Genomic DNA, 19,639 nt, shown 5'->3' with positions numbered 1-19,639 from the left:
GCTCGGTTCGTCGCCGAACGTGCACCCACGGCGAGAATTGGGTTTATTTTTCGCCATCAGTGCACGTTCGGCGTAGGGGATGGTGGCGATGCTGCATAGCCTGGCCGAGGTCGTGGGGTCGAACCACGTCGTCAGCGATCCCGACGTCCTCGCGGGCCGCAGCGTCGAACACGGAAAGTAATCATCCTTGCGCCGCCTGACATACCTGCGATTCATGGCATCCGGAATCTTCGACACGCCCATCGTCGGACTCGTCAACAATGTGTTCGGCGGGATGATCGACGCGCCCGTCGTCGGGCGGCTGGTACGACGCGGGCTGATCAAGATTCGCTACGTCGGCAGGCGTTCGGGCAAGACGATCCAGACCCCGGTCGGGTACCGCCGCTGCGGCGACGGCATCGTCATCCACGTCATGTCGCCCGATAGCAAGACATGGTGGCGAAACTTTCTCGGCGAGGGCGGTCCGATCACGCTGCTCAACTTCGACGGCGCCGACCGCACCGGACATGCGATCGCCAGCCGAGATGAGAAGGGCCGCGTCAACGTCGCGGTGCAGCTCGACTAATCGGATGGCTGCTTGATGCCGACGGCATGCCGCAGCTGCGCCAGGAACTGGTCGGCGTCGTCGCTGGGGACGATGTAGTGCGAGATCGCGATCCGGATGACGGTCGCCGCCTTCACCGCGGCGTTCGGCCCGGTCAGGTGCCGCTGCAGGCCCTCCCGCATCTGCGGGATGACGTGGGAGAACTGGGCGATGGTGTGCTCGGGCTCGACGTCGACCATGCGTACACCGGAGTACGAGTGCTGGTACTCGACGATGAACCGCAGCACGGCGTCGAGCTTGTCGACCCCCTTCAGGCCCGCGGTGGCCCGCACCAGGCCGCTCTCGAAGATCTGCCGCTCGTAGCTCGAAAAGGCCGAAAGCAGCTCCTCTTTGGACGCGAACCAGCGGTAGAGCGTAGGGCGGGACACCCCGGCCTGAGCGGCGACGTCGGAGAGACTGAGCTTGGTCTTGCCGTTGCGGCCGAGCACCTCGGCGGTGGCATCGAGGATGCGCTGACGCGTCGACGTGTCAGACTCTGCGGTCTGGGCAGGCCGGCTCATACCTGCAACTCTACGAAGTGGTGGAGGGTCATTTCGCCGCCCGGCCAGACTTGGGCGGCCGCGGCCGCACCAGGACCGACTGCTGGATGGCCCCGACCGCGCCCTGCTCGTCGAACAAGGTACCGACCGTGGTGCCGATGCCGTCCGGGCCGTAGTTGGTCTCGGCGCGAATGCCGATCCACTCGCCGTCGGGAACGCGGAACACGTGCACTGCCAGATCGGTGTTCAGGAACGTCCACCGGCTGATGTCCAGCTTGCTTCCGATGCCGTTGGCGCAGTCAGCGACGGCGAACAAGCGCTCCAGCGGTGTCATGTTCTCGCCGGTTACCAGGTCCACGGTCGGGTGAATCCACGACTCGCCCGGGCCCTCGCTCAGCGGCTCGGTCAGCCACAGCCAGTCCAGACTGTGCACGTAGTTGCGGTCCCAGTCCCGCGCTTTCAGGTTGCGGTTGCGCGCCTCGCTCCGCGGCGCGGACATGTCGGGCGCGGCGTGCGCCACCTCCCGGGTGTCCAGCGTCTGCAATCGCCAGCCGCTGGCGCGCGCGACCGGGCGGGGCTCGCCGTCGGGACCCGGGGCGAGCATCTCGGCGCCGACCAATTCGATCTGTTTGCCCCCGCGCTGCACCCGTGCGTCGACCCACAGGTCGCCCTCCGCGGGCACCCCGCCCAGCAGGTCGATGACGACGCGGGACAGGCGGGTGTCGTCGCGCTGTTCGCACCGCTCCAAGGCCCGGACCAGCAGCGCGGACACCGGGCCGCCGTGCTGGATGGCGGCGGACCAGGTGCCGCGCGTTAGGTCGGTGGCCCGGAACTTTTCCCCCAGCGGGTCGGCGCCGTCGACGAGTTCGTAGTAGGAGTCGGTCATCCTCAACCTCTCAGGGCAGGCCGGCGCCGGGGATGGTCACCGTGACGGCGTCCAGCCGGGACAGCCGGGTCCCGACCAGGCGCTGGGGATGGGCGTCCGTGCTGGACAACAAGAACAGCGTCCGGCGCTCCGGGCCGCCGAGCGCGCAGGCGATCGCGACGCGCTCACCCATGTCGATGCGGTCGGTCACGGCGCCGCCCTCGGTGATCCGCTCGAATTGGTGGGCCAGCGTCATCGACGCCCACACCGCGCCGTCGGCATCGACGGCGATGCCGTCAGGCGGACCGTCGAGGCCCTCGGCGAAGACGCGGCGGTCGGCCAGGCCGCCGTGCCCATCGATGCTGAACGCAGTAAGCCGCCGGCCGATCGACTCGGCGACGATCAGGGTCCGGCGGTCGGCCGTGATCACCATGCCGTTGGGAAAGTCGAGGTCCGAGGCGACGACGGTTGCGCTGTCGTCCGGGTCGAGTCGGATGATGCAACCGCCGATGATCGCCTGGCAGCCGATGTAGGCCCGCCCCGCATCGTCGATGACCATGTCGCCGAGATTGGCCGGCGCCAGGTCGGCGAGATCGGCGATGGAATTGACGGTCTCACCGTCGTAGCGGAGCACCTTGCGGTCTTCGGCCGAGACGATCAGCAGCGATCCGTCGGGCCGGAAACCCAGGCCCGACGGCGAGTGCCCGGGCAGCGGCAGCGTGGTCACCGACCCACCCATGGTCGAGGTGTGCACGGCCTCGCCGAGCAGGTCGGAGAACCACAGCAGTCCCTCGAACCAACGGGGGCCCTCGCCGAAGCAGAAGTCGTTGGCCAGCGGTTTGGGAATCATCCGCGCACCCCGTCTACCGCTTTACAAAACACCGCCAAAGTGTCAGGCACCGCGGGTGCTGGTGTCAATTTCACGACCGGGCTGCTTTCCTCGCGACGGCCTCGTGCTAACCCGCCGGGGTTGACCTGCAGAAAGAGCTGATCCGGCAGCCGGGGTGTCCTTGGCCGCCCACCAGCCCCGCCATCGTTAGCCAACATTTACAAATCTCAGCCAAAGTGTCACGCTGTGCGGTGAGCTGCCAACGAAAGATGGAGCGGATTTGACTATCGAATCTGAGCAGACCGAGTGGACGGTTCAGGGCCTGCTGGATCTGTTCGACGTGCAGGCCGACGGGCAGGACCGGTTCACCGGCGACACCGGGCTCGCGGGCGGCGACGAACGGCAGGTGGTGGAGGGCACCCAGGTGCTCGCCCAGGCAATCGTCGCGGTTGCCAAGCGATTTCCAGACAAGTCGGTGCGCTCGGCGCACGCGGTATTCTCCCGCGCCGTGACCGTCGGGCCGCCGATCGAGCTCGTCCTCGACGTCGTCGCCGAGGGCCGGTCCACCGCCACCGCCGTGGTCGCCGTGCAGCAGAACGGGCGGCGCTGCCTGAGCATCACGGTGCTGGCGGACGTCCCGACCGCCGACGTCATCCGGCACCAACTGCCGCGCCCCGACGTGACCGGGCCCGCCGACGCGAACCCCGCGCCGATGCCGATGGTTGGCCGTGAACTGCGCCTGGTCGACGTCGTCGACGTCAACAGCCCCGACGAGGTCGGGCCCCCGGAACTGCACGCGTGGCTGCACTACGACCCGATCCCGGAACGCGACGACCTCGCCAAGGCGCTGCTCGCATACTTCACCGGCCACCTGGGCATCTCCACGACGATGCGGGCGCACGCGGGCATCGGCACCGCCCAGGCCCACCTGACCGTGTCCACCGCGCCGATGAGCATCTCCGTGGCGTTCCATGAGCCGGTGCGCTGGGGCGGCTGGCTGCTGTACACCCACGAGAGCACCCAGGTCGGCGCGGGAATGTCGTATGTGCGCGGCACGGTGCATTCCGAGGAGGGGGAGCTCTTGTGCTCCTTCGCCCAACAGTCGCTGATCCGGCCGCTGCGCACCAGCGACACGGCGATCGACTCCCGCGCACGGTTCTAGCGGCTGGTCGCGGCCATGCGCTTCACCATCACCCACCCGATGCACAGCCACCCGTACAACCCGGAGCTGGTCAGCGGCGACGGCATCGGGAAGGTGGCCGCCGCCACCGAAGCGGCCGGCATTCACGGGTTCGGCTTCACCGATCACCCCGCTCCGTCGCAGCGCTGGCTGGAAGCCGGCGGGCATGACGCGTTGGATCCCTTTGTGGCGCTGGGTTTCGCGGCCGCCACGACGAGCACGCTGCGGCTGATTCCCAACATCGTGGTGCTGCCGTATCGAAATCCCTTCGTGGTGGCCAAATCTGGCGCCACGCTGGATCTGCTCTCGGGTGGTCGGTTTACGCTTGCCGTGGGGGTGGGTTACCTCAAGCGGGAGTTCGCCGCGCTCGGTGTCAGCTACGACGAGCGCGCCGAACTGTTCGAGGAAGCGCTGCGGGTGATCCGGGCGGTCTGGACCGGCGACGACATCACTTACCAGGGAAAGCATTTCAATGCACGCGGGATCACCGCGCACCCCAGGCCCGTCAGCGACCCGCACCCGCCGATCTGGATCGGCGGCAACACGTCGTCGGCGCGGCAGCGCGTGGCACAGTACGGTGACGGCTGGTGCCCCTTCCCGGCGCCGCCTCAACTGGCCCGGACGGCGGGCACCGCCGCCCTCGACTCGGCGGAATGCCTGCGCGAGGGCATCGACGACCTGCGGCGCCGTTGCGATGCCGTGGGCAGGGACTGGTCGGCGATCGACATCACCTTCACCAACTTCGAGGGCGGCAGCATCACCGACGACGACTTCAACGCTGACGCCTACCTCGATGGTTTGGAAAAGCTCGCCAAGCTTGGCGTGACGTGGGTCAGCGTCCACCTGCCGGGCGACAGCATCGCCCACGCGCTCGAGACCCTCGACCGCTTCCGCACCCTGGTGATCGACGTGGCCTGATGGATTTCTCCCGCGTCGAACTCTCACCCGAGGACCAGGCATTCCGCGACGAGACCCGGGCGTTCATCGCGAAGCACGTCACGGACGAGGTGCTGCACCGTCAGCTAGAGTTCGGCGAAAACTTCGACGAGCGGGTGCATTTGGCCCTGGGTGAGGCCGGGTACCTGGAATCGGATTGGAAACCGGAGTCCGAGGGCGGGTTCAGCCCGGTCCGCCGGCGCATCTTCCAGCTTGAGATCGCCCGCGCCCACACGCCGTGGTATCACTGGGGCACCACGTCGGTGGTCGCGCGGCTGGTCCGCCAATTCGGTGCGGCGGAACTCGCCGATCAGGTCGTGCCCGGTGTGCTCACCGGCGAGATCCGGCTCTGCCTGGGCTACACCGAGCCCGAAGGCGGCTCCGACGTCGCCACCTGCAAGACGCGCGCCGTGCGCGACGGCGACGGCTGGATAGTCAATGGCTCGAAGATGTTCACGTCCAACGCGCAGAACGCCCGGTACGTCTTCCTGCTCACCAATACCGACCCGCAGGGCCGCAAACACCGAAACCTCACCATGTTCCTGGTGCCGCTTGACTCGCCCGGAATCGAGATCCAGGGCATCCGCACCCTGGACGGCGACCGCACCAACATCGTCTACTACAGCGACGTCCGCGTCGACGACCGCTACCGCATCGGCGAGGTGAACGGCGGTTGGACGGTGATGCGCGCGGCGCTGGACTACGAGCACGGCATCGTCGACCCCGAAGACCATGGCCTGCAATACATTGCCGCGATGGCGCCCCACGGCGACCTGATGGCCGAAGTCGTGGACGCCGTCACGGCAGCCGCCGCTCAACCCCGCCCTGACGGGCGGCGGCCGATCGACGACGACTCGGTGAAATACCGGCTCGGGCGCGGCGTCGCCCGGATGGAGGCGGCGCTGTCCACGCCCGGGATGTTCGGGCGGGTCGCGGTCGCGCAGACGATGCGCGACGTCACCCCGGACCTGATGGACGTCCTGGGGACGTCGTCGGCATTGCCCACCGACACTGCGGGCTCTGCCACCGACGGTGCGGCAGAACACCTTTACCGGCTGGCGCTGCCGCTGGGGATCTACGGCGGCACCCTGGAAGTCTTCCGCAACATGATCGCCCAGCATGAGCTGAAGCTGGGCCGCCCCAGTTACGGTGGATAGCTCAGAAGCCGTTCGCTAGCGGCACTTTCGTCGGCCCGACTCCGGGGCCGCCAGGTCGCCGATCCCCGGGTCTCGCGCTACCTTTTTCACCGAGTACCGGTCGCAGAGAGGTGGGCCCGCAGTGGTTGTTCTCGTGGCCCTCGGCTCGTTCATCACTACGCTGCTGGGCGGTTATGCCGCGCTGCGGATCGGTTCCTATCGCTATCTGGTGCTCGGCCTGGCCGCCGGATTGATGCTCGGCGCGGTGGCCTTCGACCTGCTGCCGGAAGCAATGAGCCAGCAGTACTGGGTCCTGTTCGGTATACCGGTTCCGCTGCTCGCGTTCGTCCTCGGCTTTCTGGTCCTGCACGTCATCGAACACACGGTGGGCATCCATCGCGGCGACGGATCGGAGCATGCCGGTGATCCGGACGCGCCCGGCGTCGGGATCCTCGCCGCGTCGGGTCTGATCGGTCACAGCGTCATGGACGGATTCGCCATCGGCGCCGCGTTCCAGGCGGGGGCGGCCGCGGGTGCGGTGGTGGCGGTCGCGGTGATCGGCCACGATTTCGCCGACGGCTTCAACACCTACACCATCACCTCGCTCTACGGAAACGACCGGCGGAGGGCGCTGGCGCTGCTGGGCGCCGACGCCGTCGCACCGGTGGCCGGGGCTGCGCTCACGCTGGCGGTGACGATTCCCCATCGCCTGCTCGAGGTGTACCTCGGCTTCTTCGCCGGTTTCCTGATGTATCTCGCGGGCGCGGACATCCTGCCGAGGGCGGACGCTGGCCGCCGGACCCCGCTAACCCTGGCATGCACCATCGGCGGGGTGCTGTTCATGCTGGCGATCATCGGGCTGGCCAGTTAGCCGCTCCGCCCCGAAAGTGCAACTACCGACGGCGGCACTCGGGAAATCCGTCGCCAGTTGCGCTTTCGCGCTCAAGAGTGCGGCAGCTCGGCCACCACGTCCACCCGTGCGAGGTCGAAGCTCAGCAGTCCCTTGATCGGCAGGCTTTCCGGCGGGGGATCCGGATAACTCCAAGCGACATCGTCCACTACGCGGCCGTCTACGTCGGCCGACCAGTAGGTGGCGAAACCCTTGTAATTGCAATAGCTCACCGTGTCCGACCGACGCAGCAGTTCGGTGCGCACGTGCGCCGGATCGACGTAAAGCCGTGGTGCCAACGAGGTTTCGAACAGGATCACGGTGTCGTCGGTGTCCACCAGCACCGTACCGGCGACCGAGACACGCAGGCGGCGTCTGGTGGGGCGGCAGTCCACGCGGTGATACGGGTTGGGCGGGTAATGAACGAGCTCGCGACCCTCTTCGTGCCAGCTGTCGACGGCATCCCAGGGCACATGGACGAAGCCCGGTGCCTCGGGCTCGGGTTCGGTCGGCAGGTCGGCGACATCCTCGGCGCGAAAGACGTAGCTAAGCGGTGCGCCCCGCCGGTGGACCAGCAGCGCCCCTTCGGTGTCGATCACCAGGCGGCCATCCTGGAACGCTTGCACGCGACGCGGATGGGGCTCGATGAAGACGACGTCGGGCGGCAGCGGCGGCGAGAATCGCCCGACCGGATCGCTGCTGAGCGGACCACGTCCGGCAACCAGGCTCATGGTGTGAGGCTAGACCTCCGACCGCCGGGCCGGTCGACGCCGGCGCGTTCAGCGGTCCGCGTCCAGCAGCGCCGCGTACTGGCGTTCGAGCACCTTGGTGGCACCGCCGCCCCAGCGCTCGGCCAGTGACCGTGACAGCGGATCGGGGAAGATTTCGTCATCGTCGTTCTGCACCCCGTCGAAGATGGCGCGCGCCACGGATTCCGGCGCGGCCTTCGGTATGTCGAGGCGGCGGGTCGACCTGCGCGGCCGCCGCCTCGAGATGCGCCCCGTCGGTTATGTCCAGGGTCAACGGCGTCACCCGCGAATCGCCCTTGTCCGCCAAGGCCTTTCGGGTACCCACGTAGACCCGCCGCGCGCCTCTCTTCAAGGCTTCCACGGTCAGCGCATGCCCGATGCCGCGATTCCCACCGGTAATCAGAATCGCCTTTCCCGAGACTGTGGCCACCATCGTCTCCCTTCTGGTTGAATTTGCCGGCGGGCCGCACGCGTGGTGGGCTCACCGCTGCGAGCCGTCACACGACCCCCGCAGCTATTCCGATACATCGCGACGCGCAGAATCATCGGTCGGCAAATCAGGGCCCCACCGATACCCGCCGAAATCGCTGAGGATGCGTGCACTTCGGGCGGCTAGCCGGTAGGAACTTAGCCATGGCGGGACCAATGGAGGGCGTCAAGGTCGTCGAACTCGGGGTCTGGGTGGCCGGGCCGGCCGCGGGCGGCATCCTGGCCGACTGGGGCGCCGACGTCATCAAGATCGAGCCGCCGAGCGGTGACCCCGGGCGCCTGTTCGGCCGGATGCTGGGCTGCGACCTCGGCGTCAACCCGCCGTTCGAAATGGACAACCGCTCCAAGCGCAGCGTCGTGCTCAACCTCGCGGAGGAGGCTGGCCGCGACACCGCGTTCGAATTGCTGGCCGACGCGGACGTTTTCGTCACCAATGTGCGCCCCGGCGCCTTACAACGGCTGGGGCTGGATTTCGAATCGGTGGCGGCGCACAACCCCCGCCTGGTCTACGGCCTGATCACCGGCTACGGCGAAACCGGGCCCGACGCCGACCGCGCAGCCTACGACGTGGCCGCCTTCTGGTCGCGCGCCGGCGTGGCGCACCTGCTCACCCGCCCCGGTGACACTCCGCCGTTCCAGCGCGGCGGCATGGGCGATCACTCGGCCGGCATGACGCTGGCCGCCGCGATCTGCGCGGCGCTGGTGGCCCGGCAGCGCACCGGTACCGGTCAGCTGGTCACCACGTCGCTGTACCGCCAGGGCGCCTACACCGTGAGCTTCGACCTCAACACCTACCTGCTGACCGGCCAGCCGATCGCGATCGGGCAACGCGAGACGATGGGCAACCCCTGCATGAACAATTACGCGACCGCTGACGGGCGGCGGTTCTGGATCGTCGGGCTCGACGTCGACCGGCACTGGCCCCCGCTGTGTCGCGCCGTCGGCCATCCGGACTGGCTGGACGATCCTCGCTTCGTCGACGCCTACGCGCGGTTCTTCAACGCGACGGTCCTGATCGCCGAGCTGGACGCCATCTTCGCGACCCGGACCCTCGACGAGTGGGCGCAGGTATTCGCGGGCGAACCCGATTTCTTCTGGTCCCCGGTGAACAGCCTCGAAGACGTCGTCGCCGACGAGCAGTTCCACGCCGCCGGCGGCATCATCGACGTGCCGGACGGGGCAGCCGGCGTCGCGATGGTCGCCACCCCGGCGGATTTCCACGGCACACCCTGGGCCCCGCGTTCTGCGGCACCGGAACTCGGGCAGCACACCGAGGAGGTGCTCGCCGAACTCAAGGCACGCCACGGCTCTTGACCGCCGGTCGCACCTTTACAAAATCACTCCCAAGTGTCACGCTGTCCGGTGAGCCATGCGAGGCGGCTCCAGCCCAGGACAAGCGTTGCGGCAAGCGCCAGTTTCGGTGCGGCGGTGAGGAACGGATTGAATGGTCACGTCCACTTTCGAGATCAGCCATGGCGGCCGGGTCAAGGCCGCCCGAACAAATCGTGCGGACCGAGATTGTCTGCGATACCGGCTCGACGTCATCGCGGTGAGCGCCCTCGATGTCGTCCAATCGGCCGGCGGGTGGCTCTATGACCGGGCGATGGCCGGTTGGCAGGTCACCGTGCTACTGCCGGATGGCGGCGACGCGCGATCGCTGCGGATCCTCGGGCTGCAGGCGCTGGACGTGGGGGAGTACTTCGCCACCGTGGGCCGGGGCGCGACGAGTGAGAGCCTCGCGGTGAGCGCCGAGGCGTTTACGGCGGACGCGCGGGTGCGCGACCAGGTGGTCGGGTCGCTAGACGACCAGACGACCGAAGTGGCGTTGTGGGGCCAAGCGCCGACCGGATGGCCGCTGCGGGTGGATCGCGGGGTGGCCCGTGCCCAGTACGCGCTCAGCGCGGCGGCGCGCAGATTCAAGGGCCACGCGCTGGCGGCGGCCGGAATCGATTGCCCCACGGTCTATTCCACCGAGACACTATTCTGTGACTTGGCAACCTGTGCGCGCGGCGACTCGGGGCTGGTCCGGCTCGACTGATGGAGAAGTACTTTCGCCGCACGCTACTTTCACGAGACGGTCTCGCTCGGCGCCGGGCGCAGCAACCACTTCACCGAGGTTTTCTGCGGCACCTACCGGCCGATGATCGACGAGATCGGCGCGCGGCTGTCCGCGCTGCAGGCGCCCGCCCGCGGTAGCGCCTTGCGCGAGGCCGGCGCGGGACCTTCGCCTCTACTCTGAGCGCCGGGACCGTCGGCAGAATGTGCTGTCATGAAGATCACCGGCCTCGAGGTCGTACCGTTCGAGACATCCGTCGACCGAATCTCTTTCGGTCAGCTGATGACCGACTATCGCGTGGTGCAGACCGTGACCAAGGTGATCACCGATGAGGGCATCGAGGGCTATTACTTCGGCGGCCACTTCCACGGGGACCAGGACGGACTGCTGCCGGGGGATCGGGCGATCATCACCCAATTCCTGAGCCCGCTGCTCGGCGGCCAGGACCCGTTCGACCGGGCGGAGATCTGGCGCCAACTGTGGGCGGCCAAGCTGCCCGAAAACGTTTGCAGCGTCGTCGATCTGGCCCTGTGGGACCTGGCCGGCCGAGCCGCCGGCCTGCCGGTGCGCAAATTGCTGGGCGGCGCGCGGGACCGGGTCAAGGCCTATGCCAGCAGTTTCAACAATCTCGGATCGCCCGAGGAATACGCCGCGCACGCGCTCGACTGTAAGCGTCGGGGCTACGGCGCCTACAAGATTCACCCCTACCACTATTGGAATCCCGCGACAGGTCAGTTCGCCCTGCCGCGACCGTCGTATGTGGACTGGGACATCCGGGTGTGCCGCGAGGTTCGGGCGGCGGTGGGCGACGAGATGGTGCTGATGTTCGACCCCTGGGGCACCTACCACACCTACGAGGACGCGCTGCGCGTCGGCCGCGAGCTTCAGCGGCTGGGCTTCTACTGGTACGAGCACCCGATGCCGGAGTACCGGGTGGAGGCCTACCGGCGACTCGGCGACGAGCTCGACATCCCGATCTGCTCTCCCGAGATCGCCGAGGGCAGCATCTACACCCGCGCGGACTGGATCCTGCGCCACGCCTCCGACATCAGCCGAATCGACGTCCTACGCGGAGGCATCACCGGCGTGATGAAACTGACCGGAATGTGCGAGGCCGTCGGGATGCGGTGCGAGTTGCACATGAGCGGTTTCGGCAACCTACAGGTCCTCGGCGCCACCAGCGACGACGTCTGCGAGTACTACGAACGCGGCCTGCTCGGGCCCGGGGCTCGCTACGACGCGGCGCCGCCGTACCTGACGGCGCCGTGCGACCCCCTCACCCCGGACGGCTTCGTCGAGATACCGTCGGCGCCCGGACTGGGCTACCAAATCCGTTGGGACTACATCGAAGAACACCGTTTGCCGGACGTGGCGGTGGAACCCATCGCGCCCCTGCACCCGCGGTAGCGGCTAGTCGAACCTGATCAGCTGTCGCACGGCGATGCCATCGGCGAGGTTGTCCATCGCCTCGTTGATCTGATCCAGCCGGATCGACGAGGACACCAGGGCCTCCACCGGAAGCCGGCCCGACTGCCACAGCGCGACGAACCGGGGGATGTCACGGCTGGGCACCGCCGAGCCCAGGTAACTGCCGATCAGCGACCGTCCCTCGGCAATAAAACCCAACGGCGACACCGAAATTCGTGCATCCGGCGGTGGCAGTCCGACGGTGACGGTGCGGCCGCCCGGGGCGGTGAGGGCGATGGCCGTTTCGAGGGCGGCGGGATGGCCGACGGCCTCGATGACCACCGCGGCCTTCACGCCGGCGTCGACGGCCTGCTGCGGGGTGTACGCGTCGTGCGCGCCTTGGGCACGCGCGCCGGTCAGCTTGTCGGGCAGTTGGTCGACGGCGACCACGCGCACGCCGTCGTAGGTGAGCGCGGTGAGTACCGCCGCCATGCCGACACCGCCCAGCCCGACGACGGCGACCGCCTGGCCCGGTTGGGGATCGCCGACGTTGAGCACGGCGCCCCCGCCCGTCAGGACCGCGCAGCCCAGCAGGGCGGCGACCTCGGGTGGCACGTCGGGTGGCACCGGGACCACGCTGGCCCGGTTGACCACCGCGTGCGTTGCGAAGCCCGACACCCCGAGGTGGTGATACACCCGGTGGCCGGCCTGGTTGAGCCTGATGTCCCCGCCGAGCAACGTCCCGGCGGCATTGGCCGCGCTGCCCGGCTCGCACGGCGTCAGGCCCCCAGTCGCGCAGGCCGCGCAGTGGCCGCAGCGCGGCAGGAACACCAGCACCACCCGCTGACCGGGTGCGAGGTCCGAGACGCCGTCGCCGATCTGCTCGACGATTCCGGCCGCCTCGTGACCGAGCAGCATCGGCACCGGCCGGACCCGGTTGCCGTCCACGACCGACAGGTCGGAATGACACACGCCGGCCGCCTCGATGCGGACCATCACCTCACCGCTGCCGGGCGGATCCAAGTCGAGATCGACGACGCGGATCGGCCGGGACTCGGCGTACGGGCGGGCCAGACCGATCCCGTCCAGCACGGCCCCCCGAATCTGAACCATGCTGGAATACAACCATGGCTTCGGAATCCCCGGTCTCGCCGACTCCGGCGGTGCCGCCGGCGCCCGACGGACTCACCAGCGATGACTTTCCGGTGCTGTGGCCGGTGGGAACCCGATGGGCCGACAACGACATGTTCGGCCACCTGAACAACGCCGTGTACTACCAGTTGTTCGACACCGCCATCAACGCCTGGATCAACACCAGCACCGGGCTCGACCCGCTCAGCACGCCCGCACTCGGCATCGTCGCCGAGTCGGGCTGCCGGTACTTCTCGGAGCTGCATTTCCCTGAGGGCCTCACGGTGGGGGTGGCGGTGACCCGGCTGGGCCGAAGCAGCGTCACCTACCGGCTCGGCGTGTTCCAGGGGGCGCGGGATGGGCAGCCTCAGCCGATCACCGCGCTGGGCCACTGGGTTCACGTCTACGTCGATCGCGCCAGCCGCAAGCCGATCGAAATCCCCGACCCCATCCGGTCGCTGCTGTCGACGGCCCGCGTGGATCGATAGGCCCGAGATTGCCCGGGGCGCCGGGTCTTTCGCGAGAAATCGCTGCCCGGGCCGCACCGTCGGGACGCGTCGCCCACCCGGCTATGCTTCGCCAATGCCAGTTATGAGCAAGACCGTCGAAGTCAGCGCCGACGCCGCCTCGATCATGGCCATCGTCGCGGACTTTGAGGCTTACCCGCAGTGGAACGAGGAGATCAAGGGTCTCTGGGTGCTCGCCCGCTACGACGACGGGCGGCCTAGCCAGCTGCGGCTCGACACCGACTACCAAGGCATGCAGAGCGTGTTCATCCAGGCCGTGTACTACCCGGGGGAGAACCAGATCCAGACCGTCCTGCAACAGGGCGACCTCTTCACCAAGCAGGAGCAGCTGTTCAGCGTGGTGGAGATGGGCACGTCGTGCCTGCTGACCGTGGATTTGGACGTCGAGACCTCGATGCCGGTTCCCGCGCCGATGGTCAAGCAGCTTCTCAACAACGTCCTGGACCACCTGGCCGAGAGCCTCAAGCGGCGCGCCGAACAGCTGGCCGCGGGCCCATCCTGACGACTCGGCCCGCTGCGCCCGGCTTCGCCGCGCTGGCGACCTCCGCTAGATCTATGGCGGCGGCCCGCTGCGCCCGGCTTCGCCGCGCTGGCGACCTCCGCTAGTCGAAGATTCCCGCGCGGTCCCGTATCTCCGTCAGCCTTGCGGCGGCGTCGGTGAACTGCCACACCGTGTGCTCGATCGCCGCGGCCGCGTCGCGCCGGCGCAGCGCGGCGATCAGCTGCCGGTGGTTGTCGACGGCGGCCGCACCCCATTGTGGGTCGGCCGCATACACCGCCACCGGCATGTAGCGCGCGGCATTGAGCAGGAACCACGCCAGCTTGATCCGCCCGCTCGCCTGGTTGAAGACCCGATGGAACGCGAACTCGATGCCCGCGATCGTCTCGGCGTCGCTGGACCCGACGGCCGTCGCGAGCGCCTCGTTGATGCGTGCGAGCTCGTCGATTTCCGCGTCGGTGATGTGGTCGGTGGCCGCGGCGGCCAGCTCCTTGGCGATGGTGGCCTGCAGCCAGAAGATGTCCTCGACGTCCTGCCACGTGAGTGGAAGCACGACGTGGCCGCGGTGCGGTTCGAGCTGCACCATGCCCTCGCCGCGGAGTTTGAGCAGGGCTTCGCGCACCGGTGTGACGCTGACGCCGAGCTCGGCCGCGGTCTCATCGAGGCGGATGAACGTCCCCGGCCCCAGCGCCCCGGACATGATCGCCGCGCGAAGGTGCCCCGCGACCTCGTCGGACAACTGCGCCCGGCGCAGGGGCCGTCGGCGCCTCAGTCGCGTGGATGTCGGTGCGTTCACGGGGGCTGCCAGGGCTTTCGAGGTTGATGTGGAAACTTTTGTCGGGGCTTGTCAGCAGGGCTTTTAGGCCATAATGTGACCCAGACAACACTATGTTTTATCAAATATCAACCTGGCGCAAGCGGTGCGGGAGTGAAGGGGAAGGCTGGAGTTGACCGCGCAATTGGCGACCCACCTGACGCAGGGGACAGAGCAGCCGTACCTGTCCCGGCGGCAGAATTGGGTGACCCAACTCGAACGGCACGCCCTGATGCAACCGGGCGCCCCGGCGCTGCGGTTCCTGGGTAAGAGCGTGACGTGGGGGGAGCTGCGGCGGCGGGTGGCGGCCCTGGCCGATGCGTTGAGCCGTCGGGGAGTCGGCTTCGGTGACCGGGTCATGGTGCTGATGCTCAACCGCACCGAGTTTGTCGAGTCAGTGCTGGCGGTCAACATGCTCGGGGCCATCGCTGTGCCGCTGAACTTCCGGCTCACCCCCGCCGAGATCGCCTTCCTGGTCCAGGACTGCGAAGCCCGGGTGATGATCACCGAATCGGTGCTCGCCCCGGTGGCCGCGGGGGTCCGCGAGGTCGAGCCGATGGCGGCCACGATCGTGGTGGCCGGCGGCGCGGGCGAGGACAGCGTGCTCGGTTATGAAGACCTGATCAACGAGCGCGGGGTGTCGCACGACCCCGTCGACATTCCGAACGATTCGCCGGCGCTGATCATGTACACCTCGGGCACCACGGGCCGCCCGAAGGGCGCCGTGCTGACCCACACCAACCTGACCGGCCAGACCATGACGGGCCTGTACACCAACGGCGCCGACATCAACAGCGACGTCGGTTTCGTCGGCGTCCCGTTCTTCCACATCGCGGGCATCGGCAACATGCTCACCGGGCTCCTGCTGGGCACTCCGACGGTGATCTATCCGCTCGGCGCGTTCGAGCCGGGGCAACTGCTCGACGTGCTGGCCGAAGAGAAGGTCACCGGTCTCTTCCTGGTGCCAGCGCAGTGGCAGGCGGTTTGCGCCGAGCAACAGGCACGGCCCCGCGACCTGAGGCTGCGGGTGATGTCGTGGGGAGCCGCGCCGGCGCCCGACGCGCTGCTGCGCGAGATGTCGGCGACGTTCCCCGGCACCCAGATCCTCGCCGCCTTCGGCCAGACCGAGATGTCGCCGGTGACCTGCATGCTGTTGGGCGAGGACGCGATCCGTAAACGCGGCTCGGTCGGCAAGGTGATCCCGACGGTGGCCGCCCGCGTGGTCGACGAGAACATGAATGACGTGCCGGCCGGCGAGGTCGGCGAAATCGTTTACCGCGCACCAACTTTGATGAGCGGCTACTGGAACAACCCGGAGGCCACGGCGGAGGCGTTCGCCGGTGGGTGGTTTCACTCCGGCGACCTCGTCCGGATGGACGAGGAGGGTTACGTCTGGGTGGTGGATCGCAAGAAGGACATGATCATCTCCGGCGGAGAGAACATCTACTGCGCCGAGGTGGAGAACGTCCTGGCCAGCCATCCGAGCATCGTCGAGGTCGCGGTCATCGGGCGCACCCACGAGAAGTGGGGCGAGGTGCCGATCGCGGTCGCGGCCGTCGCGGGCGACCGGTTGCTGCTCGACGAGCTCGATGAGTTCCTGGCCGAGCGGCTGGCGCGCTACAAGCATCCCAAGGCGATCGAGATCGTGGATGCGTTGCCGCGCAACCCCGCCGGCAAGGTGCTCAAGACTGAGCTGCGGATCCGTTACGGAACCGCAAATTTCGATGAAAACCATTCCGGTGCAAAGGAATCTACGGACAGGGAGGAAAGCTGACGGAACCTGTAACGTTTGCCCGCTGTTGACGAAGGGTTAATTGTGCTGATGCAGTTCACACGTGCATGGCCATCGGGTACATTCCTGTGGTCTCCGTTACTACTTGCCAGTAGGGAGCCGATGGTCACTCACGTTGGGTCGGGGCGAAACGGGGGCGTCCCCGGCCGCGTGGGGGGCGCCTCCCGCTTGCGGAGGACGGCGAGGGGGATAGGCGTGCGACACGATCCGCCGCCGCGCCGCGAGGCCGGCGGTATCAGCTGGAGGGGGCAGCGGTGACTTCAACGTCGGCGAGTCGACGGGGCCCCTACTTGGTCGGTTACGTACGCGACCAACTGCAGACGCCGCTGACGCTCATCGGGGGATTCTTCCGGATGTGCGTCCTCACCGGCAGGGCACTGTTGCGCTGGCCGTTCCAATGGCGCGAATTCGTCCTGCAGTGCTGGTTCATCATGCGGGTGGCATTCCTGCCGACCATCATGGTGTCAATCCCGCTGACGGTTCTGCTGATCTTCACGCTCAACGTGCTGCTGGCCCAGTTCGGGGCCGCGGACCTGTCCGGAGCCGGCGCGGCGATCGGTGCGGTCACCCAGCTCGGCCCGCTCACCACGGTGCTGGTCGTCGCCGGCGCCGGGTCGACGGCGATCTGCGCCGACCTCGGCGCGCGCACCATCCGCGAGGAGATCGACGCCATGGAGGTGCTCGGCATCGATCCGATCCACCGGCTGGTGGTCCCCCGGGTGATCGCCGCAACCCTGGTCGCGACCCTGCTCAACGGCCTGGTGATCACCGTCGGCCTGGTCGGTGGCTACCTGTTCGGCGTCTATCTGCAAAACGTCTCCGGCGGCGCCTACCTCGCCACGCTGACCACGATCACGGGTCTGCCGGAGGTCGTCATCGCCACCGTGAAGGCCGCGACGTTCGGCCTGATCGCCGGGCTGGTCGGCTGCTACCGCGGCCTGACCGTGCGGGGCGGCTCGAAGGGGCTGGGCACCGCCGTGAACGAGACGGTCGTGCTCTGCGTCGTCGCGCTGTACGCGGTCAACGTGGTGCTGACGACCATCGGCGTGCGATTCGGAACGGGACACTGACATGTCGACCGCTGCCGTATTGCGCGCCCGCTTCCCGCGGGCAGCCGAAAACCTCAACCGCTACGGCGGTGCCGCGGGCCGTGGGCTCGACGACGTCGGCCAGATGGCGTGGTTCGGGGCGGTGGCCCTCGGCCACATTCCGCACGCGCTGCGCAACTACCGCAAGGAGACGCTGCGGCTGATCGCCCAGATCGGCATGGGCACCGGCGCCATGGCCGTCATCGGCGGCACCGTCGCGATCGTCGGCTTCGTGACCCTGTCCGGTAGCTCGCTGGTCGCCATTCAGGGCTTCGCCTCGCTGGGCAACATCGGCGTCGAGGCGTTCACCGGCTTCTTCGCCGCGCTGATCAACGTCCGCATCGCCGCCCCCGTCGTCACCGGCATTGCCATGGCCGCCACCGTCGGCGCCGGCGCAACCGCCGAGCTGGGCGCCATGCGCATCAGCGAAGAGGTCGACGCGCTGGAAGTCATGGGCATCAAGTCGATCTCGTTCCTGGCCACCACCCGGATCATGGCCGGTCTGGTCGTCATCATTCCGCTCTACTCGCTGGCGATGATCATGTCGTTCCTGTCGCCGCAGATCACCACCACGGTGCTCTACGGCCAATCGAACGGAACCTACGAGCACTACTTCCGGACGTTCCTGCGTCCCGACGACGTGTTCTGGTCATTCCTCGAGGCGATCATCATCACGGCGGTCGTGATGATCACCCACTGCTTCTACGGGTACAACGCCGGCGGCGGGCCCGTCGGCGTCGGCGAGGCCGTCGGTCGATCGATGCGGTTCTCGCTGGTGTCGGTCCAGGTCGTCGTGCTGGCAGCCGCGCTGGCCCTCTACGGCGTCAACCCCAACTTCGCGCTCACGGTGTAGCCATGACGTCACCAGTGAAGGTCAACAAACCCCGGAACCCGCCGTACAAGCTGGCGGGCATCGCAGCGCTGATCATCGCCCTGGTGGCGCTGGTCCTGGTCTACGGGCAGTTCCGGGGAAACTTCACCCCCAAGACCACGCTGACGATGCTGTCGTCACGGGCCGGGCTGGTGATGGATCCCGGCTCGAAGGTCACCTACAACGGGGTGGAGATCGGCAGGGTGGCCAGCATCTCCGAGACCGTGCGCGACGGCAAGCCGGCCGCGAAGTTCACCCTGGACGTCTATCCCCGGTACCTGTCGCTGATCCCGTCCAACGTGAACGCCGACGTCAAGGCGACCACGGTGTTCGGCGGCAAGTACGTGTCGCTGACGACGCCGAAGAACCCGTCGCCGCAGAAGCTCAATCCGCGCACCGTGATCGACGCGCGGTCGGTGACGACGGAGATCAACACGCTGTTCCAGACCGTCACCTCGATCGCGCAGAAGGTGGATCCGGTCAAGCTGAACCTGACGCTGAGCGCCGCCGCCCAGGCGCTGACCGGGCTGGGCGATCGATTCGGCCAGTCGGTGGTCAACGCCAACGCGATCCTCGATGACGTCAATCCGCGGCTGCCGCGGGCGCGCCGCGACATTCAGCAGCTGGCCGGGCTGGGCGACACCTACGCCAACGCCGCGCCGGACCTGTTGGACTTCCTCAACAACGCGGTGATCACCTCGCGCACGATCAATGCGCAGCAGAAGGACCTGGACCAGGCCCTGTTGTCCGCGGCCGGGTTCGGCAACACCGGCGCCGACATCTTCAACAAGGGCGGCCCGTTCCTCGCCCGTGGCGCGCAGGACCTGGTGCCGACGGCGCAGCTGCTGGACACCTACAGCCCGGCGATCTACTGCACGCTGCGCAACTACCACGACGTGGCGCCGCTGACCGGTGCGTCCGAGGGCGGATTCAACGGCTACTCATTGAACATGAACACCGAGGCGCTGTCCGGCCTCGGGCTGCTGGCCAACCCCGTGTCCGCGGTCGCCACCCTCGCCAGCCTGGTCGGCGGGCTCGCCGGCGTCGTCGGCGGCGCGCCGAACCCGTACACCTACCCCGAAAACCTGCCGCGGGTGAACGCGCGCGGCGGGCCGGGCGGCGCCCCGGGGTGCTGGCAGCCCATCACCCGTCACCTGTGGCCGGCACCGGAATTGGTGATGGACACCGGCAACAGCATCGCGCCGTACAACCATCTCGACACCGGCTCGCCGTACGCCATCGAGTACGTCTGGGGCCGCCAGGTGGGGGACAACACGATCAATCCCTAGGACGGCGGC

Annotated in this window: 22 protein-coding genes and 1 pseudogene; 15 read left to right on the top strand and 8 right to left on the bottom strand. The window is 68.0% G+C overall.

Translation table 11 applies throughout. The features are described from left to right. Positions 1–88: 88 nt before the first annotated feature. Positions 89–172, top strand: a pseudogene (locus tag A5695_RS29410) (hypothetical protein); the annotation flags it as partial. Between the two features lie 42 nt (positions 173–214). Continuing rightward, on the top strand, positions 215–565 hold the full coding sequence (locus A5695_RS05825; RefSeq protein ID WP_068079240.1) for a hypothetical protein: 351 nt from the start codon (positions 215–217) through the stop codon (positions 563–565). Here A5695_RS05825 and A5695_RS05820 read toward each other — a convergent pair. From A5695_RS05820 to A5695_RS05810, 3 genes are read right to left on the bottom strand one after another with little or no spacing between them, the layout of a single operon-like run. Beyond that, positions 562–1,104, bottom strand: a complete 543-nt coding sequence (locus A5695_RS05820) for a TetR/AcrR family transcriptional regulator (protein WP_068079175.1) — start codon at positions 1,102–1,104, stop codon at positions 562–564. The genes A5695_RS05825 and A5695_RS05820 overlap by 4 nt on opposite strands. Positions 1,105–1,132: 28 nt before the next feature. Further along, positions 1,133–1,969 (bottom strand): thioesterase family protein, encoded by an 837-nt coding sequence (locus A5695_RS05815; protein WP_068079174.1) that lies wholly within the window; start codon positions 1,967–1,969, stop codon positions 1,133–1,135. A gap of 10 nt (positions 1,970–1,979) precedes the next feature. Further along, the gene (locus tag A5695_RS05810) at positions 1,980–2,798 is read right to left on the bottom strand and encodes an SMP-30/gluconolactonase/LRE family protein (protein WP_068079173.1); all 819 of its coding nucleotides are present in this window, start codon (positions 2,796–2,798) and stop codon (positions 1,980–1,982) included. 259 nt (positions 2,799–3,057) lie between these two features. Here A5695_RS05810 and A5695_RS05805 point away from each other — a divergent pair, with 259 nt between their 5' ends. From A5695_RS05805 to A5695_RS05790, 4 genes are all read left to right on the top strand, one after another. Further along, positions 3,058–3,939 (top strand): acyl-CoA thioesterase II, encoded by an 882-nt coding sequence (locus A5695_RS05805; protein ID WP_068079172.1) that lies wholly within the window; start codon positions 3,058–3,060, stop codon positions 3,937–3,939. Positions 3,940–3,954: 15 nt separating this feature from the next. After that, the gene (locus A5695_RS05800) at positions 3,955–4,875 is read left to right on the top strand and encodes an LLM class F420-dependent oxidoreductase (protein WP_068079171.1); all 921 of its coding nucleotides are present in this window, start codon (positions 3,955–3,957) and stop codon (positions 4,873–4,875) included. Further along, the gene (locus A5695_RS05795; protein WP_068079170.1) at positions 4,875–6,050 is read left to right on the top strand and encodes an acyl-CoA dehydrogenase family protein; all 1,176 of its coding nucleotides are present in this window, start codon (positions 4,875–4,877) and stop codon (positions 6,048–6,050) included. Before A5695_RS05800 ends, A5695_RS05795 begins: the two co-directional genes overlap by 1 nt. A 121-nt stretch (positions 6,051–6,171) precedes the next feature. Beyond that, positions 6,172–6,900 (top strand): ZIP family metal transporter, encoded by a 729-nt coding sequence (locus A5695_RS05790; protein WP_068079169.1) that lies wholly within the window; start codon positions 6,172–6,174, stop codon positions 6,898–6,900. Positions 6,901–6,971: 71 nt separating this feature from the next. On the opposite strand, the gene A5695_RS05785 is transcribed toward A5695_RS05790, so the two are convergent. Genes A5695_RS05785 through A5695_RS27270 form a run of 3 tightly spaced genes read right to left on the bottom strand, consistent with a single transcriptional unit; the run spans position 6,972 to position 8,100 of the window. Next, on the bottom strand, positions 6,972–7,649 hold the full coding sequence (locus A5695_RS05785; protein ID WP_068079168.1) for a DUF427 domain-containing protein: 678 nt from the start codon (positions 7,647–7,649) through the stop codon (positions 6,972–6,974). 48 nt (positions 7,650–7,697) lie between these two features. Further along, the gene (locus A5695_RS30015; protein WP_255398592.1) at positions 7,698–7,823 is read right to left on the bottom strand and encodes a hypothetical protein; all 126 of its coding nucleotides are present in this window, start codon (positions 7,821–7,823) and stop codon (positions 7,698–7,700) included. Then, complete coding sequence (locus A5695_RS27270) at positions 7,807–8,100, bottom strand: SDR family NAD(P)-dependent oxidoreductase (RefSeq protein ID WP_231974731.1); 294 nt, start codon at positions 8,098–8,100, stop codon at positions 7,807–7,809. The genes A5695_RS30015 and A5695_RS27270 overlap by 17 nt, the downstream gene beginning before the upstream one ends. A 200-nt stretch (positions 8,101–8,300) precedes the next feature. On the opposite strand from A5695_RS27270, the gene A5695_RS05780 reads away from it, so the two are divergent. The 3 genes from A5695_RS05780 (at position 8,301) to A5695_RS05770 (ending at position 11,619) form a co-directional block, all read left to right on the top strand. Then, positions 8,301–9,470 (top strand): CaiB/BaiF CoA-transferase family protein, encoded by a 1,170-nt coding sequence (locus A5695_RS05780; protein ID WP_068079167.1) that lies wholly within the window; start codon positions 8,301–8,303, stop codon positions 9,468–9,470. Between the two features lie 130 nt (positions 9,471–9,600). Next, complete coding sequence (locus A5695_RS05775; protein ID WP_068079166.1) at positions 9,601–10,194, top strand: hypothetical protein; 594 nt, start codon at positions 9,601–9,603, stop codon at positions 10,192–10,194. A gap of 231 nt (positions 10,195–10,425) precedes the next feature. Then, the gene (locus tag A5695_RS05770) at positions 10,426–11,619 is read left to right on the top strand and encodes an enolase C-terminal domain-like protein (protein WP_068079165.1); all 1,194 of its coding nucleotides are present in this window, start codon (positions 10,426–10,428) and stop codon (positions 11,617–11,619) included. 3 nt (positions 11,620–11,622) lie between these two features. Here the strand turns inward: A5695_RS05770 and A5695_RS05765 are convergent, their stop codons facing one another. Next, positions 11,623–12,732, bottom strand: a complete 1,110-nt coding sequence (locus tag A5695_RS05765) for an alcohol dehydrogenase catalytic domain-containing protein (protein ID WP_068079239.1) — start codon at positions 12,730–12,732, stop codon at positions 11,623–11,625. A gap of 14 nt (positions 12,733–12,746) precedes the next feature. Here A5695_RS05765 and A5695_RS05760 point away from each other — a divergent pair, with 14 nt between their 5' ends. After that, positions 12,747–13,238: a thioesterase family protein gene (locus A5695_RS05760; RefSeq protein WP_068079164.1), complete on the top strand. Its 492-nt coding sequence runs from the start codon at positions 12,747–12,749 to the stop codon at positions 13,236–13,238. A 94-nt stretch (positions 13,239–13,332) separates the two neighbouring features. Continuing rightward, complete coding sequence (locus A5695_RS05755) at positions 13,333–13,779, top strand: SRPBCC family protein (RefSeq protein WP_068079163.1); 447 nt, start codon at positions 13,333–13,335, stop codon at positions 13,777–13,779. 100 nt (positions 13,780–13,879) lie between these two features. Here the strand turns inward: A5695_RS05755 and A5695_RS05750 are convergent, their stop codons facing one another. After that, positions 13,880–14,572: a GntR family transcriptional regulator gene (locus A5695_RS05750; RefSeq protein ID WP_068079162.1), complete on the bottom strand. Its 693-nt coding sequence runs from the start codon at positions 14,570–14,572 to the stop codon at positions 13,880–13,882. Positions 14,573–14,723: 151 nt separating this feature from the next. Here A5695_RS05750 and fadD5 point away from each other — a divergent pair, with 151 nt between their 5' ends. The 4 genes from fadD5 (at position 14,724) to A5695_RS05730 (ending at position 19,630) form a co-directional block, all read left to right on the top strand. Continuing rightward, positions 14,724–16,364: a fatty-acid--CoA ligase FadD5 gene (fadD5, locus tag A5695_RS05745; RefSeq protein WP_068079161.1), complete on the top strand. Its 1,641-nt coding sequence runs from the start codon at positions 14,724–14,726 to the stop codon at positions 16,362–16,364. A gap of 272 nt (positions 16,365–16,636) precedes the next feature. Further along, positions 16,637–17,452, top strand: coding sequence for an ABC transporter permease (locus A5695_RS05740; RefSeq protein WP_068079160.1), 816 nt, complete (start codon positions 16,637–16,639; stop codon positions 17,450–17,452). Between the two features lies 1 nt (position 17,453). Continuing rightward, positions 17,454–18,323 (top strand): ABC transporter permease, encoded by an 870-nt coding sequence (locus A5695_RS05735; protein WP_068079159.1) that lies wholly within the window; start codon positions 17,454–17,456, stop codon positions 18,321–18,323. 2 nt (positions 18,324–18,325) lie between these two features. Continuing rightward, a complete protein-coding gene (locus A5695_RS05730; protein WP_068079158.1) occupies positions 18,326–19,630 on the top strand; it encodes an MCE family protein in 1,305 nt (434 codons plus the stop codon). Positions 19,631–19,639 lie beyond the last annotated feature (9 nt).

The sequence above is a fragment of the Mycobacterium sp. E1747 genome (assembly GCF_001667775.1).
GTDB lineage: Bacteria > Actinomycetota > Actinomycetes > Mycobacteriales > Mycobacteriaceae > Mycobacterium.
Note: the sequence above shows the minus strand (reverse complement) of the source record. Positions and strands in the feature narration are given on the sequence as shown.

Excerpts from the sequence above, each read along its gene's own strand:
- A5695_RS05825 (WP_068079240.1), top strand. The coding sequence starts at position 215 with ATGGCATCCGGAATCTTCGACACGCCCATCGTCGGACTCGTCAACAAT.
- A5695_RS05820 (WP_068079175.1), bottom strand. The coding sequence starts at position 1,104 with ATGAGCCGGCCTGCCCAGACCGCAGAGTCTGACACGTCGACGCGTCAG.
- A5695_RS05815 (WP_068079174.1), bottom strand. The coding sequence starts at position 1,969 with ATGACCGACTCCTACTACGAACTCGTCGACGGCGCCGACCCGCTGGGG.
- A5695_RS05810 (WP_068079173.1), bottom strand. The coding sequence starts at position 2,798 with ATGATTCCCAAACCGCTGGCCAACGACTTCTGCTTCGGCGAGGGCCCC.
- A5695_RS05800 (WP_068079171.1), top strand. The coding sequence starts at position 3,955 with ATGCGCTTCACCATCACCCACCCGATGCACAGCCACCCGTACAACCCG.
- A5695_RS05795 (WP_068079170.1), top strand. The coding sequence starts at position 4,875 with ATGGATTTCTCCCGCGTCGAACTCTCACCCGAGGACCAGGCATTCCGC.
- A5695_RS05785 (WP_068079168.1), bottom strand. The coding sequence starts at position 7,649 with ATGAGCCTGGTTGCCGGACGTGGTCCGCTCAGCAGCGATCCGGTCGGG.
- A5695_RS27270 (WP_231974731.1), bottom strand. The coding sequence starts at position 8,100 with ATGGTGGCCACAGTCTCGGGAAAGGCGATTCTGATTACCGGTGGGAAT.
- A5695_RS05780 (WP_068079167.1), top strand. The coding sequence starts at position 8,301 with ATGGCGGGACCAATGGAGGGCGTCAAGGTCGTCGAACTCGGGGTCTGG.
- A5695_RS05775 (WP_068079166.1), top strand. The coding sequence starts at position 9,601 with ATGGTCACGTCCACTTTCGAGATCAGCCATGGCGGCCGGGTCAAGGCC.
- A5695_RS05770 (WP_068079165.1), top strand. The coding sequence starts at position 10,426 with ATGAAGATCACCGGCCTCGAGGTCGTACCGTTCGAGACATCCGTCGAC.
- A5695_RS05765 (WP_068079239.1), bottom strand. The coding sequence starts at position 12,732 with ATGGTTCAGATTCGGGGGGCCGTGCTGGACGGGATCGGTCTGGCCCGC.
- A5695_RS05760 (WP_068079164.1), top strand. The coding sequence starts at position 12,747 with ATGGCTTCGGAATCCCCGGTCTCGCCGACTCCGGCGGTGCCGCCGGCG.
- A5695_RS05755 (WP_068079163.1), top strand. The coding sequence starts at position 13,333 with ATGCCAGTTATGAGCAAGACCGTCGAAGTCAGCGCCGACGCCGCCTCG.
- A5695_RS05735 (WP_068079159.1), top strand. The coding sequence starts at position 17,454 with ATGTCGACCGCTGCCGTATTGCGCGCCCGCTTCCCGCGGGCAGCCGAA.
- A5695_RS05730 (WP_068079158.1), top strand. The coding sequence starts at position 18,326 with ATGACGTCACCAGTGAAGGTCAACAAACCCCGGAACCCGCCGTACAAG.